Source organism: Sphingopyxis sp. BSNA05 (genome assembly GCF_013265645.1).
GTDB lineage: Bacteria > Pseudomonadota > Alphaproteobacteria > Sphingomonadales > Sphingomonadaceae > Parasphingorhabdus.
Genome location: NZ_PYIA01000136.1, coordinates 14010 through 29011 on the forward strand (window position 1 = coordinate 14010; position 15002 = coordinate 29011).

Genomic DNA, 15002 nt, shown 5'->3' on the forward strand with positions numbered 1-15002 from the left:
GCGAATCGAAATTTGTCGAGGAAAACCATGTCCGATAGTTGCTGCGCCGATGCCTGTGGAACGGGAGATGCGCTGAATGACAAACGCTGGCGGCGCATCCTGTGGATCGCGCTTATCCTCAATGCTGCGATGTTTTTGTGGAAATGGGCGCTGGTGTTCAGGCCGATTCACGGGCGCTTCAGGCCGATGCGCTGGACTTTTTTGGCGATGCTTTCAATTATGCAATCAGCTTGGTGTGGCTGGAATGGCGCTGGCATGGCGTTCGCGAGCGGCGTTGTTCAAGGGGGCAACGATATTGCTTTTCGGCCTATGGGTGCTGGGGTCTGCCTTATGGGCGTTTTTCAGCGGCACGACGCCGGTTGCCGAGACCATGGGCATCGTCGGAACACTGGCGCTGCTTGTGAATGTCGGCGTCGCCTGATGCTCTTTCGCTACCGGACGGGCGACGCGAACATGCGGTCGGTGTGGATCTGTTCGCGCAATGACGCGATCAGCAATGTTGCAGTGCTTGCCGCCGCGCTTGGCGTTGCGCAGACCGGCAGCGCGTGGCCCGATCTCGGAGTGGCCGCCATTATGGCGGGTCTGGCCATTACCGGCGGCATTCAAATCATAAGGCAGGCTCGAAGCGAACTGCAATCCGTTAAGAAGAGCGGAATCGCGGTGGGAGAGGCCAGATGATACAGGCTGTACCCGTTACCGCGTTGATTATTGTATTCCTTGCTTCGGTCTGGCGTGGCTATTCCGTAGCCCGTTCGACCGGCGACAGGGCCTGGGCATTTGGCGCGGCGAAGGGCAGACAGCGTTTGGCCGGGCTTCTATTTGCGATCAGTATCGCCGTTCTGGGAGTCGCGAGCGGGCTGGCTGCGATGCAGCCTGCTACCAGATTTGCCTCGGGCGGTGCACTGCTGGCGGTGGCGGGCACGGTTATAGTGATTGTCTCCCAAATACAGATGGGCCGGGCCTGGCGCGTGGGTGTGCGCGACGGAGACGCGCCGCTGTTCGTGCGGCATGGACTGTTCCGGTTCAGCCGCAACCCCATATTCGCCGGGATGATATTGCTCGGCCTCGGCATCGCCTTGAGTGCCAGCATTTGGTGGGGCTGGGTTGCATTGCTTGCATTCACGCTGGCCTGCCATGCGCAGGTCCGGATCGAGGAAGCGCATCTGGGCAAAAATTTTGGCTCTGCCTACGAGCAGTTTTGCCACGATGTACCCCGCTGGATCAAAATTTCCAAATGATCCTGGATTGATCGCCCGAAATTCTCTTCCGATGGGATGGCGCAAAGCATTTGGAAAAAAACGCGGCTTGGTGACAGACGTATTTCGCGAAAAGCCGCAATCCGGCCTCCTCACGCGACGATTGCTTCCATCATGTTAACAAGGGTCGTGTGGCTGTCTATCGCATATCTATGGCGCAGCCCCAGTTCCCGCTCGAACTTGCGGATCAGGGCAATATCGCGCTCGGGCGAGCCGTAAACCGCTATGGAAGCGTGGCAGATATAGGCGGTCTGGCCCTGTCGGCGGACGATGCGCGATGCGGTTCCGGCGATCTTTCTGCGGTTCAGGCACAGGTTATAGCTGCCGTCGCAATAGGACCCCTCGACCGGACCGACAGTGGCATCGATATACAGTTTCCCCAAAGCGTCCTGCAGCAATCTGATCAGGCCTTGGTAGCTTGCATCGGGCTGCACCGGCTGATTGCCCGCGGCAACCGCCAGAGTGATGTTCAATATGCCGGGCCGGTGGATAACGGTCGAGCCGCCGGACGAGCGGACATGGACGGGCCAGCCTGATCTGGCGCTGGCGTCCGCCGCCTCGGCGAAGCCTGCCCGTCTGGCAACGGGACGCGTCGTCACTAGGCAGTTCCGGTTCTCCCAGATCCTGAGGCAGGAAGATCCGGAGGGCTGGGCGGCGACCCTGTCGATCAGCGCATCCTCGTCATCGATCGCCCGCTGTCCCGAACAAGTCTCGATCGGCGTGCCGGGCGAAATCGCACGCGCCAGGCGGCGGACGAGATCGCGCTCCATCGTCGAGGCCATTATCCTATCGAGCCGACCACTTGCCCGGGAGTGACGATTTCATCCTCTGCCACAGTGATGGATAGCGCGCCGCTGGCCGGGGCAGGGATTTCAAAGCTGGTTTTCTCGACCATGATTTCGGCGACGGTCACGCCTTCCTGAACGGTTTCGCCTTCCCCATAGAGCCAGGTGGCGAGGGCCGCTTCCTGATCCGGCTCCCACTGGCCTTGCGGCACCAATATATCGGTCATTTCTGTTCTCCCATCATGGCGATGACCCTGCTCTCGATCTTTCCGGCATCGGGCAGCAGGAAATGTTCCATTACCGGCGTGAAGGGAATGGGAATATCGGGGTGGGCGATACGTTGCGGCGGGCATTTCAGCGGGCCAGGCAATGTTTCACATATTGTCGCGATGATTTCCGCGCCGATGCCGAAGCTGAGATAATCATCATCGACCACCAGCAGCCGGCCGGTTTTGTGACCGAGGCCAGGATCGATTCCCGGTCCAGTGGCGCTATCGTCCGCAAATCGACGACTTCGGCGCTGATCCCGGCCTCGTCGAGCCTTCCGGCCGCCGCCAGCGCCTGGTGCACCGTGGCGCCGAGGCCGACGATGGTAATATCGCTTCCTTCGCGAACGACCGAGGCCTTGCCGATCGGCACGCAATATTCGCTTTCCGGTGTGTGGTTGATCGAGCCGGCAACGGTTCCCAGCCAGCCCATGCCCTGCAGGGCCTTGTGGAACATGAAGATCACCGGATTGTCGTCGCGGATGGCAGAGAGCATCAGGCCCTTGGCATCATGGGCGTTGGAGGGGATGACCACCTTCATGCCTGGCAAATGTCCGAATGTGGCGTAGAGGCACTGGCTGTGCTGGCCAGCATCGCCATAGCCGCCGCCGACGGAGGTCATCAGCACCATCGGACAGGAGACTTTGCCGCCGGAAAAATAGCTTTGCTTGGCGGCCAGATTGTAGATCGCGTCCATGCAGACGCCGAAGAAATCGACGAACATCAGTTCCACGACCGGTCGCAATCCAGAGGCGGCCATGCCGACGGCCGCACCGATAAAGGCGGTTTCGGAAATCGGCGTGTCGCGGACGCGATCTTCGCCGAAGGTTTCGAACAGTCCGGTGGTCGTGCCAAAGACGCCGCCCATTTTCCCGATATCCTCGCCAATCACCAGAACGGACGGATCGCGCTCCATTTCCTGTGCCAGAGCCTCGCTCATTGCCTTGGCGATGGTCAGCCTGCGTTCTGCAGCGGGTTTTTCGATGGTTTGATCAGGCAAAGACATGGTCAAAAGCCTCCTTGGGTTTGGGATAATCATTGCTGCGGGCAAAGGAGAAGGCCTGGTCGACCAGGCCGCGGGCTTCGCTTTCCGCGCGATCCAGCTCACTCTCTTCGAATCCCGCTTCGAGCAACCGGGTCCGGTAGGCGGGTATGGGATCGATTTCCTTCAGCCGCCTGACTTCGTCCTTCGGTCGATAGCCTTCCGGATCGCCCATGAAATGGCCCTCCAGCCGGCTGGTCTCAATCTCGATCAGGCTTGGGCCGGAACCGGACCTCGCCCGTTCAATCGCGATCCCTGCCGCTTCATATATGGCGTCGGGATCATTGCCGCCGACATGATGGCCGGGCATGGCATAGCCCGCTGCTCTATCGGCGTTGCTGGCAACCGCTGTGCAGGCGCTTTTGGGAACGGAAATGCCATAGCTATTGTCCTCGATGACAAATACCACCGGGGCCTTCCATACTGACGCGAGATTGAGGCTTTCGTGAAAAGCCCCCTGATTGGCCGCGCCTTCGCCCAGAAAAGCAACAGCGACAGCATCGCTGCCCCGCATCCGGGCGGCCATGGCGGCACCGACAGCCGGCCCCATACCCTGGGCGATAATGCCCGAGCAGGAAAAATTCACCGCTGGATCGAACAGGTGCATATGGCCGCCGCGTCCGCCGGCCAGCCCGTCCTTCTTGCCGAAAATCTCGGCAGCCATGGCGTTGAGGTCGACCCCCTTTGCAATCGCGATATGATGCGGCCTGTGAGTGGCGGTGACGATATCATCGGGGCGCAAATGGGCGCATATGCCGACGGCGCAAGGCTCTTGCCCGTCGGACAGATGCATCTCGCCGGGCAGCGGGCCCTTCGCCATATTGAAGACCGGAGTCTTGCCTTCGAAATAGGCGGGCTTGATCATATCCTCGAAATGGCGGCTCTTGACCATCTGGGCATACATCCAGAGGCGCTTGCTGTGGTTGCTGCTCATCGGGCCACCCACCCGCCGTCGATCACCAGTTCGATGCCGGTGACAAAGCGCGATTCGTCGGAGCCGAGATAGACGGCGCCCATGGCGATATCTTCCGGCATGCCGACCCGGTTCAGCGGACATAGCGCCGCGATCGCCGTCCATGGATCATCGGCCGGTACCGATCCGTTCTCGACCCATCCTTCCACCGCCATTTCCAGCATCGGGGTGCGGATGCAGCCGGGATGGATCGAATTGCAGCGGATCGCGTCGCCGTGCGCCGCCCATTCGATCGCCAGGCTTTTCGACATGTGGCGCACAGCACCTTTCGACGTATTATAGGCCAGTTGATCCGGGTAGCCGACGATACCGGCGATCGAGGAAATATTGATCACCGAGGCAGAGGAACCGGATTTGCCCGATTCGCGGAGCATCGCCTCGAGCGTCTTGCAGCCCAGAAAAATGCCGTCCACGTTTACGGACATGACCTTGCGCCAGTCCGCCAGACTATGGTCCTGCATCGGTTTTACCAGTTCCAGTCCGGCATTGTTAACCAAAATGTCGAGCTTGCCGAAATGCCCGGCGACATGGTCTGCCATGGCCTGCCAGTCCTCTGGCGAGGACACGTCCAGATGCAGAGCGGTTGCCCCGATGCGCGCTGCGAGCGCCCCGGCGCCTTCGTCATTGACGTCGCCGATAATGATCCGGGCGCCTTCCTGCGCCATGGCTTCGGCGATTCCGGCGCCAATGCCCTGCGCCGCGCCGGTTATACATACGACCTTGTCTTGCAGTCTGCCTGCCATAATCCCATCCTCTTTATTTTTCTGACTGTGGGAAATAGGCGAACGCTTGCCAGTCCGCTTGTGTCAGCGGGGCAACAAAGTTGATTCTGGGCGAACTGGTAACGGAGCGATGGGCTCAGGCGCGCGGATCACTGCTCCGGCAGGATTGTTTGAACTGTCGTGGCGACTGTCCGAATTCTTTCCGGAACGCATGGCTGAAATGGGAAGCATCGGCAAAACCGCGCCGCATCGCGATCTGGGTGACCGACAACCGGCTATTGCCCGCGTCACCGAGATCGGCCTTGGCGGCGTGCAGGCGACGCTTGCGAATCCAGCTACCTGCGCTCTCGTCGGATTCCTCGAACAGCCGGTGCAGATAGCGCGGGCTGAATTTGAACGCCGCTGCCACCGTTGCCGGGGAAAGATCGGGTTCACCGAGATTGGCCACTATATATTCCTGTACCCTGTTCAGCACGGCCTGCCGGAAAGCGGTGCTCGAGCGGTTGGCGCTTTCCGGTTTGAAGGCCGCCGCAACCAGCTCAACCGTGGCCCGCAACACGGCCGGCCGGTCTTCCGGTTCGACCAGTTCTATGGCCTGGTGGATTTGCACCAGATGGGAGTGCAGAATCGATCCGAGCCCCTTGGTGCCATCGACGCTCAGCCCGCACATATCCTCTATTCCGGGAATCATGATCTTGGCATTGTCGCGCGGGATCAATATCGAATATTGGGTCAACCGGCTGGTGTTCTGGAATTTCGCCGGACGGGTGCTGTCCCAGATCGCGATCTTGCCATTGGTGACGACGGTTTCATTGGCGCCTTGCTCAAGAAGACATTCGCCCTGCGTGAAAAACAGCAGGCAGAAATAGGCGTCATTGCTTTTCTTGACATCGTCCATCGAACGGAATCCGGTTACCGGATCCGCCACGATATGGGTCAGCATATAGTCGTTCACGGCCCGCCGGCGCACTTCGGCTATATATCGGTCATTGAGATCCGATTTCAGGTCCCAGTGAAAATGGGTGCGGTCGAGCACTTCCTGAAACCGGGCAATTGCCTGGTCGGAGGCAGGCTGGCCGACTGCCAGCTCTCTTCCTCAATTATCTTCATATTCCCTCTCCTGCGTCGATGCTACGACGACCGCGCGGCATGCGCAAGACGGTCACGTTTTCTGGCGCAAATTGCCAAGTTTGGTGTCCCTCTGGAACAATTTTGCACCTGTCGGTTCACCTGAATACAAAAATGACGCCGTTCCCAAGCAAGAAACAACAAGCCTCCGCCGGCTAGTAAACGGGCAACTGGATAGCCGCACTCAAGACGGCTCACCGTTCAGGAGAAGGAAAAGAAATGAACAATATTTGTCGCGCAACCCTAGCTGCATCCCTTGCATCGGTTTCATTGCTTGCCCACGGCACCGCGCTGGCTCAGGCCGTGCCGGACAATGTCGATACCGACGAGCAGAGCGGCGGCGTCAATGTCATCGTGGTCACGGCGCAGAAGCGGGCGCAGAATTTGCAGGATGTGCCGGTGTCCGTGTCCGCCTTCGATACGCAGATGATTGCCGACTCCGGGTTCACCAACAGCCTTTCGATCGGCGACCAGGTCCCCAATCTTGAAATCAAGACATTTGGCGGGGTGCCGAATATATTCATTCGCGGCGTCGGCAATAATGATTTCAACAGTTCATCGATCGGTCCGATCAGCGTGTATCGCGATGACGTCGTGGTGGCATCCACCGGCAGCCAGATTTTCTCGCTGTTCGATCTGGAACGGATAGAAGTCGTCCGTGGCCCGCAGGGCACATTGTTCGGCAAGAATGCCACTGGCGGTGCGATCCAGTTTTTCTCCAAATTGCCAGACGACCGGTTCGAGGGGAATGCCCGTTTCGGCTATGGCCGTTTCAGCCTGTTTGAAGGCGAGGTGGCCGCATCGCTGCCGATCACCGACGGATTCTCGGTCCGGGTCGCCGGCATGGTCCGCAAACGGGATGGCGAAAAATTCAACCGGTTCGACGGCACGGACGCGATCGATGTCGACGAAGCCGCGGCGCGCGCGATTTTCCGCCTGCGCCCCGGCCCCGATACTGATCTCCGGCTGACCGTCGGCGGCGGCCGGGATCGCAGCGACTATCTGGAAAACAAGCCGGTGGGCACGATCAACGGAGCCGATCTGTTCGGCTATACGGATCCTTTCCCCGACGACGAGCGCTTGCTCAATTTCAATGGTCCTTCACGCAATCATTCGGACAATGTCTTCGTCAATTTCGTCGCGCAGCATGATTTCGGCGACTGGTCGATCCGCTCCCTGACCGGCTATGACAAGAGCGACGTCGACAATGGCGTGGATGTCGATGGCGGACCGTTCCGGATCGATGAAATCACCTTTTGACGGATGCCGAACAGTTCACCCAGGAATTCCAGCTTTCCTATGACGACGGCACCCTCAATGCGATCGCCGGCCTCTATTATTTCTACGAGGATTTTGACGCGCGCAGCAATGCCGATCTGCTCGGTGAACTGACCTTCGCCCAGGGCGCCTTGCCGGTGATCACCCAGGCCACCCGCAAGAACAAGGCCTATGCCGCCTTTGGCCAGGCAACCTATTCGGTATTGCCCGAGTTGCGCCTCACCGTTGGCGCCCGCTATACGATCGACAAGGTCCGGTCGACCCATCAGGCCGACCTGATCTCCGGATTTTTCGATGACGATATTGCCAATGGCGATCCCATCCCGCTGGTACCATTCGCCAGGCTCAGCGATTCCTACAAGTCATTCTCCTGGCGGCTTTCGGCAGATTATGATGTCACCGATGACGTGCTGGCCTATGTCAGCGTTGACAAAGGGTTCAAGGCTGGTGGCTTCAATATCGGGATTATCACCAATATCGCGGAGCGCACACAGGTCGATCCGGAAACCCTGATTTCCTACGAAGTCGGCTTCAAATCGACCCTGTTCGACCGCAATCTGAGACTGAACGTCGCCGCCTTCTATTATGATTACAGCGATCTGCAGGTCCTGTCGGTCAACACACAGGCAGGCAGTGCCGTGCCGACCCTGGGCCTCGACAATGCCGCCGATGCGAAGATCAAGGGCATAGAAGTCGAGGCGTTCGCGACCCCGACTAACTGGCTCGATCTCGGCCTGAATTTCGGCCTTCTGGATGCCGAGTTCAAAAATTACCAGTCCGGAGCGGTTGATCCGGTCTCCGGCTTGCCCCGGGATTTCTCCGGTAACAGCATGCCGGGCGCGCCAAAATTCACGCTGTCGGCCAACGCCCAGGTTACCGTGCCGGTCGGGCGCTTCGAAACGCGCTGGCGGGCCGAATATAATTACACCGGCAAGAAATTCTATAATAATGCCGAGGATCCGCTGATCAGTTCCGGCGAGGGCTACGGGCTGCTCAATCTGCGGGCCTCGCTCTCCGATCCGGACAATGGCTGGGAGCTGGCGGCCTGGGCCAAAAATGTCACCAACAAGGCCTATATCGTCGACGCGACCGACCTGCGCGGTTTCGGCTTCGTGCCGCGCTATTACGGCGAACGCGCCACCTATGGTGCCGAGCTCCGGCTTACTTTCTAACCCCAGAAGACAGGATATAACCATGGAAATTGTGCCTGAACTGCTGACCACTCCCGAAGATATTGGCTGGTCCAATCTGGTGGAGGGGATCGAATTCAAGCTTTTCTTTGCCAGCAAGGAAACGGGAAGATGGACAGTGTTGTTGCGTTGCCAGCCCGGCAGCTTTTTTCCCCGGCACCGACATCTCGGTGCGGGAGAATATTATGTGGTCAAGGGCAAGATGGAATATCGCATGGGCGTGGCGCTCGAAGGCACCTATGGCTATGAGCCGCTGGATGTTATCCACGACCATACGGCTTTTCCGGAATATACCGAGCTCTATTTCACCAATCACGGTCCGGTCGTTTTCCTCGATGACGAAGACAATGTGACATCGATATTGGATCATTCTCTTTTAACCGAGCTGTCGAACGGATAAGCTGCTGCCGATGCATGAATATGAAAAGTCCATAGCGGATACTATCGCCGATCCGGATCGTTTCTGGCTGGAAGCCTCATCGGACATCGACTGGATTGCAGCGCCGACTATCGGCTGGGACGAGGACAGCAGCAGCTGGTTTCCCGATGGCCAGCTGAATAGCTGCTACAATGCCGTGGACCGCCATGTCGACGCGGGCAGGGCGGACCAGAATGCGGTCATTTACGAAAGCCCGGTTACCGGACGGCGGCAGACATTTACCTATCGCGAATTGCAGGCGGAGGTCGCAAGAACCGCCGGCATGATCGCGGCGCAAGGCGTGGGGAAGGGTGACCGCGTGATCATCTACATGCCGATGATCCCGCAAACCCTGTTCGCCATGCTTGCCTGCGCGCGGATCGGGGCAATACATTCGGTCGTGTTCGGCGGTTTTGCCCCGCCAGAACTGGCGAAACGGATCGATGACGCGGAGCCCAGATTATTGCTCACCGCATCCTGCGGAATAGAAGGCCAGAAAGTCATTCCCTACCAGCCGCTGGTGGTCGAGAGTCTGGCGCAGGCCAGGCACCCGGTGCCGGCCGTGCTGCTGTTCCAGCGCGAGACTCTGCGTGCCGACCTCGGCGATGGCTGGGCGCAGGACTGGTCGGAACAGCTTGCCAAGGCCAAGCCCGCCGAATGCGTTCCCCTGATGTCCTCCGACCCGCTCTATATCCTTTATACATCGGGCACCACCGGAACGCCGAAAGGGGTGGTGCGCGACAATGGCGGACATGCAGTGGCGCTCGAGTGGAGCATGCGCCATATTTACGGCCTGAAGCCCGGCGAATGTTTCTGGGCGGCTTCCGACGTCGGCTGGGTGGTCGGCCACAGCTATATTGTCTATGCGCCGCTGTTCGCGGGTGCCACCGTGGTCCTCTATGAGGGCAAGCCGGTGGGCACGCCGGATGCCGGGGAATTCTGGCGGGTTATCGAGCGCAACAGGGTCTCTGTATTTTTCACCGCTCCAACCGCTATCCGCGCCATTCGCAAGGAAGACGAGGATGGCGCGTTCTATCCGGCAAGCGACTTGCCCTCGCTCCGGGCGGTGTTTCTGGCCGGTGAACGCGCCGATCCGGATACGATAAAATGGCTGGAGAAGCGCCTGGGTCGACCGGTCATCGATCACTGGTGGCAGACGGAACTGGGGTGGCCCGCGCTGGCGACCAGCCTGGGTCTGGGCGATGTGCGGCGAAAGGCCGGCAGCGCCGGTTTCCCGGTGCCGGGCTACCGGTTTCATGTTGTGGACGAAAATGGCGAGGAAGTCGCCCAGGGGAATGTCGGCAATATCGTCATAAAATGCCCCTTGCCGCCGGGTTGCTACCAGAGCCTCTGGGGCAATGAGGAAGGCTTCCAGAAAGCCTTTTCATCCTATCCCGGCTATTATGAAACCGGCGATGCGGGATTCTGCGATGTCGATGGTTTTATGCATGTGATGGGCCGGACCGACGATATCATCAATGTTGCCGGGCACAGGTTGTCCACCGGTCAGATGGAAGGCGCGCTGGCCGAGGTGGAGGGGGTTTCCGAATGCGCCGTGATCGGCGCCGACGATCCACTCAAGGGAATGATTCCGGTCGCCTTTGTTGTCGCATCTGCGCAGATGGACGAAAGCGAGCTGGCGGCAAACTGTATCGCGCATGTCCGCTCGGAAATAGGAGCCGTTGCATCGGTGCGGACCATCCATGTCGTCGCCGCCTTGCCGAAGACGCGATCCGGAAAGATCCTGCGTTCGTCGTTGCGCGCGATCGCCAACGGCCAGGACGTCGTAATGCCCAACACGATCGAAAATCCCGAAGCGATCGAGACCATATTTGCCAAGGTCAGAAACGCCGGGGGCTAGCGATAGGCGCGCGGGAAACGGCTATATAATATATCCACCGGCCGATGCCCGGTCGGGGTTCCGGCTAAACAGGAATATAGGGCACCATCGCGCCAACATCCGCGGCATCCGCCTGGGCCGGGCGGAATAGCAAGGCATTGGACGCAGCGAGCACCGACAGTTTCGCGCTGTCCTGGCTACCGAAGGGCGTTATCCCGGACTGGTCGACCGTCGCCCGCAGAAACTGCGCGCGGGGGCCGTTGGCGGAGAGGGTCTCGCTGGTCGGGGCGCTTTGATAGGCGGGCAGGTAGCGGGCGGCTCCGGCCATGAAGCGGATCAGCGGCAGCAGGAACAAAGTGGCCGCGACAAAGGCCGAAGCGGGATTGCCGGGGAGCGCCAATATCACGGTCTTGCCGAGCGTTCCGGCCATCACCGGCTTGCCGGGTTTCATCGCGATCTTGTAGAAATCGATCTCGGCGCCGAGCTTGCGGAAGGCGGGGCCGACCAGATCATGATCGCCGACCGATGCGCCTCCGATGGTGACGATGATATCGCAATCCTTTGCGCTTTCTAGCGCTTTGCAGAGCGTGTCCATATCGTCGGGAACGCGGCTCAGGCTGCGGGTTTCGGCGGTCAGGCCGGAGAGCATGGCTGACAGCATGACGTCATTGCTGGCGGGGATCTGGTGGGGCAGGGTGGCGCTGCCCGGCGCAACCAGTTCGTCGCCGGTCGAAACCACTGCCACTCTAGGCTGTGTACCGACCGATAACTCGCCATAGCCGGCAATGACCGCTTCGCCGAGCGCCGCCGCATTGAGCAGGCTGCCGGCGGGCAAACCGACGCTGCCCTGCTTGAAATCGCCGCCCTGATAGCGGACGTGGCGGCCTTTTTCGGGTGAGGGTTCTGCGGTCAGGCGGATGGTCGTGCCATCGGCCTCGACATTTTCCTGCATGACCACGGTATCGGCGCCCTCGGGTAGCAGGGCTCCGGTGAAAATACGGGCGGTTTCTCTCGGTTGCAGCGCGCGGCAGGGCGGGCTGCCAGCGGGGCATTCGCCGATCAATGTCCACGGGCCATCGCGGTCCTCAAAGCGGATCGCATAGCCGTCCATCGCCGACATATCGGCTGCCGGCTGCTCGCGCTTTGCGATCAGGTCTCCGGCGATATAGCGGCCGAGCGCATCATGGACGGAAAGCGTTTCGGCGGGCAGGCGGGAGGCCAGCGCGATCAGTCGCTGCTGGGCTTCGTCCAGAGGCAGCAAGCTGCTCATTCCGCGACCCAGTCTCCCGACTTGCCACCGCTTTTCGAGAGCAGCCGGATATCGCTGATCACCATATCCTTCTGCATCGCCTTGGACATGTCATAGATTGTGAGGAGTGCGACAGAACAGGCTGTCAAAGCTTCCATTTCCACGCCGGTCTTGCCGGTCAGGCGGGCCATGGACGAGACCTTGATGCCATCACCCAGAAAGGTGAAATCCACCGCCACTTTGGTCAGCGCCAGCGGGTGGCACAGGGGGATCAGATCGCTGGTCTTCTTCGCCGCCATGATCCCGGCAATGCGGGCCGTCGCCAGCACATCGCCCTTCTTCATGGCGTTCGCTTTTATAGCTTCCAGGACTTCCAGTTTCATCGTGATCCGGCCCTCGGCATGGGCCTCGCGGACCGTGTCGGCCTTGCCGCCGACATCGACCATATGGGCCGCGCCGTCGCCGTCGATATGGGTCAGTTTGCTCATCGGGTTCCTGTCAGCAGTTCGCGGGTCGCGGCCTCGACATTATCCTGTCGCATCAGAGATTCACCTACCAAAAGGCGCGGGCGCCGGACCCGGACAAGCGCTGGCAATCTTCATGGGTGAAAATGCCGCTCTCCGACACCATGATCCGGTCGTCGGGCACCAGCTTCGCCAGCCGCTCGGTCTGGTCGAGGCTGGTCTCGAAGGTCTTGAGATTGCGGTTGTTGATGCCGAGCAAGGGGGATCGCAGCTTCAACGCCCGTTCCAGTTCCGCTTCGTCATGCACCTCGATCAGCGCGTCCATGCCCAGCGCCAGCGCTTCCGCCTCGATCTCCGCTGCCAGAGCGTCGTCCAGCACCGCCATGATGATCAATATCGCATCGGCGCCCAGCGCCCGCGATTCGGCGACTTGCCAGGGATCGACCATGAAATCCTTGCGCAGGCAGGGCAGGTCGACCGCAGCGCGCGCCGCCACCAGATATTCGTCCGCGCCCTGAAAATAGGGCTGGTCGGTCAACACCGACAGACAGGCTGCTCCGCCGGCCTGATAGGCGCGGGCATGGGCAGGCGGATCGAAATCCTCCCGGATCAGGCCCTTGGACGGGCTGGCTTTCTTGATTTCCGCGATAAGGGCAAAGCCGTCGGCTGATTTCGCGCGGATCGCTGCGGCAAAGCCACGCGGCGCGGTCTGGCGGGCGATGTCCTCGCTCAGCTTCGACGCCGGGACATCCGCTTTGCGTTGCGGGACATATTCCCGCGTCGTTGCGCAGATTTCTTCAAGCTTGTTCATTGATTGGCGATCCAGCAATTGAGCATGGCATTGGCAAGCCCCTTGTCGAGCGCTTCGGCGGCTTCCTCGACGCCTTCCTCCCAGCTGTCGACTTCGCCCGCGACCATCAGCGCGGCGGCGCTGTTGAGCAACACGGCATCGCGATAGGCGGATGTCTCGCCCAGCAGCAGCGCCTTCAGCGCAGCGGCGTTATATTGCGCATCATCGCCCTTTATCGCTTCCGCCGGATGGCGGGTCAGGCCGGCATCTTCCGGCGTGATGCGGCTGATCGTGACACTGCCATCGCTGATCATGGCAACGCGGCTGGGACCGGAGATGCTGAATTCGTCGAGCCCTTCCTCGCCGGAGACGATCATCGCCTTGTCATAGCCCAGTTGCAGCGCCGCTTCGGCATAGGTCTCGACCAGATCGGGCGAGGCGACGCCGATCAGCTGGCGCTTGACCTTGGCTGGATTGCAGAGGGGACCGAGCAGATTGAAGATCGTCCGGCGACCGATGGCCTTGCGGATCGGTCCCAGGGGGCCGAGCGCGGGATGATGGTTGGGCGCAAAGAAAAAGCGATGCCGATCTCGCGCAGGCTCTGCTCGCCATTGGTTGCCGCTTTCGCCAGATCGAGACCAAGCGCCTCCAGCGTATCCGCCGCGCCCGATTTGCTCGATGCGGCACGGTTGCCGTGCTTTGCCATCGGAATCTCGCAGGCAGCCACCACCAATGCGGTGGCGGTGCTGATATTCAAACTATGGCTGCCGTCGCCGCCGGTGCCGCAAACATCAATCGCATTGTCTGGCGCATCAACCCCGATCATCCGGGCGCGCATTTCGGTGGCTGCTGCTGCGATCTCGGTGGCTGTCTCGCCCCGGTCGGCAAGATCGACCAAAAATTTCGTGATCTCTTCGGCGGAACAGGATCCGCCCAATATCGCGGAAAAGGCTTCGCGGGCCGATGCTGCGGACAGGGCGCTCGCCGGATCGGGTAAGGTCATGCCAGTTCCTTCGCTTCGATCCCCGCAATCGCCATGAAATTGGCCAGCAGCTTGTGCCCATGTTCGGTAGCAATGCTCTCGGGATGGAATTGGACGCCGTGAATCGGCAGGCTTTCGTGGCGGAAACCCATGACCGAACCATCGTCGGCGGTGGCGTTGACCGGCAGGCTGCCCGGAATATCCTCGACGATCAGCGAGTGATAGCGGGTCGCGGTATAAGGCGAGGGCAGGCCGGCAAAGACGCCGCTGCCGTCATGGGTCACCGGCGATGTCTTGCCGTGCATCAACCCGCCGCGCACGACCTTGCCGCCGAAATGCTGGCCAATGCTCTGGTGACCGAGACACACGCCGAGCAACGGTTTCTCGGCATCGGCGCAGGCCGCGACCAGATCTAGCGATATGCCCGCTTCATTGGGGGTGCAGGGACCGGGGGAAATCAGAAAGGCTTGCGCCCCGGTGGCCAGCGCTTCGCTGGCGGTCAGCGCGTCGTTGCGTTCCACGCGCACCTCGGCGCCCAGTTCCATCAGATAATGGACCAGGTTGAAGGTGAAGCTGTCATAATTGTCGATAACGAGGATCATGCAAAGCTGCCTAATCG

The 15002-nt window shown here is 60.4% G+C and carries 13 protein-coding genes and 4 pseudogenes; 6 read left to right on the plus strand and 11 right to left on the minus strand.

Features of this window, described 5'->3' with window-relative positions:
- The first annotated feature begins 27 nt into the window (after positions 1-27).
- Positions 28-678: pseudogene (locus C8024_RS15525) on the plus strand (cation transporter).
- On the plus strand, positions 675-1238 hold the full coding sequence (locus tag C8024_RS15530) for an isoprenylcysteine carboxylmethyltransferase family protein (RefSeq protein ID WP_173206797.1): 564 nt from the start codon (positions 675-677) through the stop codon (positions 1236-1238). Before C8024_RS15525 ends, C8024_RS15530 begins: the two are co-directional and overlap by 4 nt.
- A gap of 110 nt (positions 1239-1348) precedes the next feature.
- Here C8024_RS15530 and C8024_RS15535 read toward each other — a convergent pair whose 3' ends face one another.
- The 6 genes and pseudogenes from C8024_RS15535 to C8024_RS15560 form a co-directional block, all read right to left on the minus strand.
- Positions 1349-2038, minus strand: a complete 690-nt coding sequence (locus C8024_RS15535) for a hypothetical protein (protein ID WP_173206800.1) — start codon at positions 2036-2038, stop codon at positions 1349-1351.
- Complete coding sequence (locus tag C8024_RS15540) at positions 2038-2268, minus strand: biotin/lipoyl-containing protein (protein ID WP_100095047.1); 231 nt, start codon at positions 2266-2268, stop codon at positions 2038-2040. Before C8024_RS15540 ends, C8024_RS15535 begins: the two co-directional genes overlap by 1 nt.
- A pseudogene (locus C8024_RS15545) lies at positions 2265-3346 on the minus strand (alpha-ketoacid dehydrogenase subunit beta). The gene C8024_RS15540 and the pseudogene C8024_RS15545 overlap by 4 nt, the downstream one beginning before the upstream one ends.
- Entirely contained in the window at positions 3300-4283 is a 984-nt protein-coding gene (locus C8024_RS15550) for a thiamine pyrophosphate-dependent dehydrogenase E1 component subunit alpha (RefSeq protein ID WP_173206802.1), read from the minus strand. Before C8024_RS15550 ends, C8024_RS15545 begins: the two are co-directional and overlap by 47 nt.
- The gene (locus C8024_RS15555) at positions 4280-5065 is read right to left on the minus strand and encodes a glucose 1-dehydrogenase (protein WP_173206804.1); all 786 of its coding nucleotides are present in this window, start codon (positions 5063-5065) and stop codon (positions 4280-4282) included. The genes C8024_RS15550 and C8024_RS15555 overlap by 4 nt, the downstream gene beginning before the upstream one ends.
- Positions 5066-5180: 115 nt before the next feature.
- A complete protein-coding gene (locus C8024_RS15560; RefSeq protein ID WP_173206806.1) occupies positions 5181-6080 on the minus strand; it encodes a helix-turn-helix domain-containing protein in 900 nt (299 codons plus the stop codon).
- A gap of 311 nt (positions 6081-6391) precedes the next feature.
- On the opposite strand from C8024_RS15560, the gene C8024_RS15565 reads away from it, so the two are divergent.
- The 4 genes from C8024_RS15565 to C8024_RS15580 are packed head-to-tail and all read left to right on the plus strand — an operon-like array spanning position 6392 to position 10919.
- Complete coding sequence (locus tag C8024_RS15565) at positions 6392-7432, plus strand: TonB-dependent receptor plug domain-containing protein (RefSeq protein WP_173206808.1); 1041 nt, start codon at positions 6392-6394, stop codon at positions 7430-7432.
- On the plus strand, positions 7429-8622 hold the full coding sequence (locus C8024_RS15570) for a TonB-dependent receptor (protein ID WP_173206810.1): 1194 nt from the start codon (positions 7429-7431) through the stop codon (positions 8620-8622). Before C8024_RS15565 ends, C8024_RS15570 begins: the two co-directional genes overlap by 4 nt.
- A 22-nt stretch (positions 8623-8644) precedes the next feature.
- Complete coding sequence (locus C8024_RS15575; RefSeq protein WP_164089262.1) at positions 8645-9040, plus strand: 2,4'-dihydroxyacetophenone dioxygenase family protein; 396 nt, start codon at positions 8645-8647, stop codon at positions 9038-9040.
- A gap of 10 nt (positions 9041-9050) precedes the next feature.
- Positions 9051-10919, plus strand: coding sequence for an AMP-binding protein (locus C8024_RS15580; protein WP_173206812.1), 1869 nt, complete (start codon positions 9051-9053; stop codon positions 10917-10919).
- 64 nt (positions 10920-10983) lie between these two features.
- Here C8024_RS15580 and glp read toward each other — a convergent pair whose 3' ends face one another.
- From glp to C8024_RS15605, 5 genes and pseudogenes are all read right to left on the minus strand, one after another.
- Positions 10984-12168, minus strand: a complete 1185-nt coding sequence (gene glp / locus C8024_RS15585) for a gephyrin-like molybdotransferase Glp (RefSeq protein ID WP_173206814.1) — start codon at positions 12166-12168, stop codon at positions 10984-10986.
- Positions 12165-12635, minus strand: coding sequence for a cyclic pyranopterin monophosphate synthase MoaC (gene moaC / locus C8024_RS15590; RefSeq protein WP_173206816.1), 471 nt, complete (start codon positions 12633-12635; stop codon positions 12165-12167). Before moaC ends, glp begins: the two co-directional genes overlap by 4 nt.
- A pseudogene (gene trpC, locus C8024_RS15595) lies at positions 12632-13422 on the minus strand (indole-3-glycerol phosphate synthase TrpC). Before trpC ends, moaC begins: the two are co-directional and overlap by 4 nt.
- Positions 13419-14404: pseudogene (gene trpD / locus C8024_RS15600) on the minus strand (anthranilate phosphoribosyltransferase). The pseudogenes trpC and trpD overlap by 4 nt, the downstream one beginning before the upstream one ends.
- Positions 14401-14985, minus strand: coding sequence for an aminodeoxychorismate/anthranilate synthase component II (locus tag C8024_RS15605; RefSeq protein WP_173206818.1), 585 nt, complete (start codon positions 14983-14985; stop codon positions 14401-14403). Before C8024_RS15605 ends, trpD begins: the two are co-directional and overlap by 4 nt.
- Between the last annotated feature and the right edge of the window lie 17 nt (positions 14986-15002).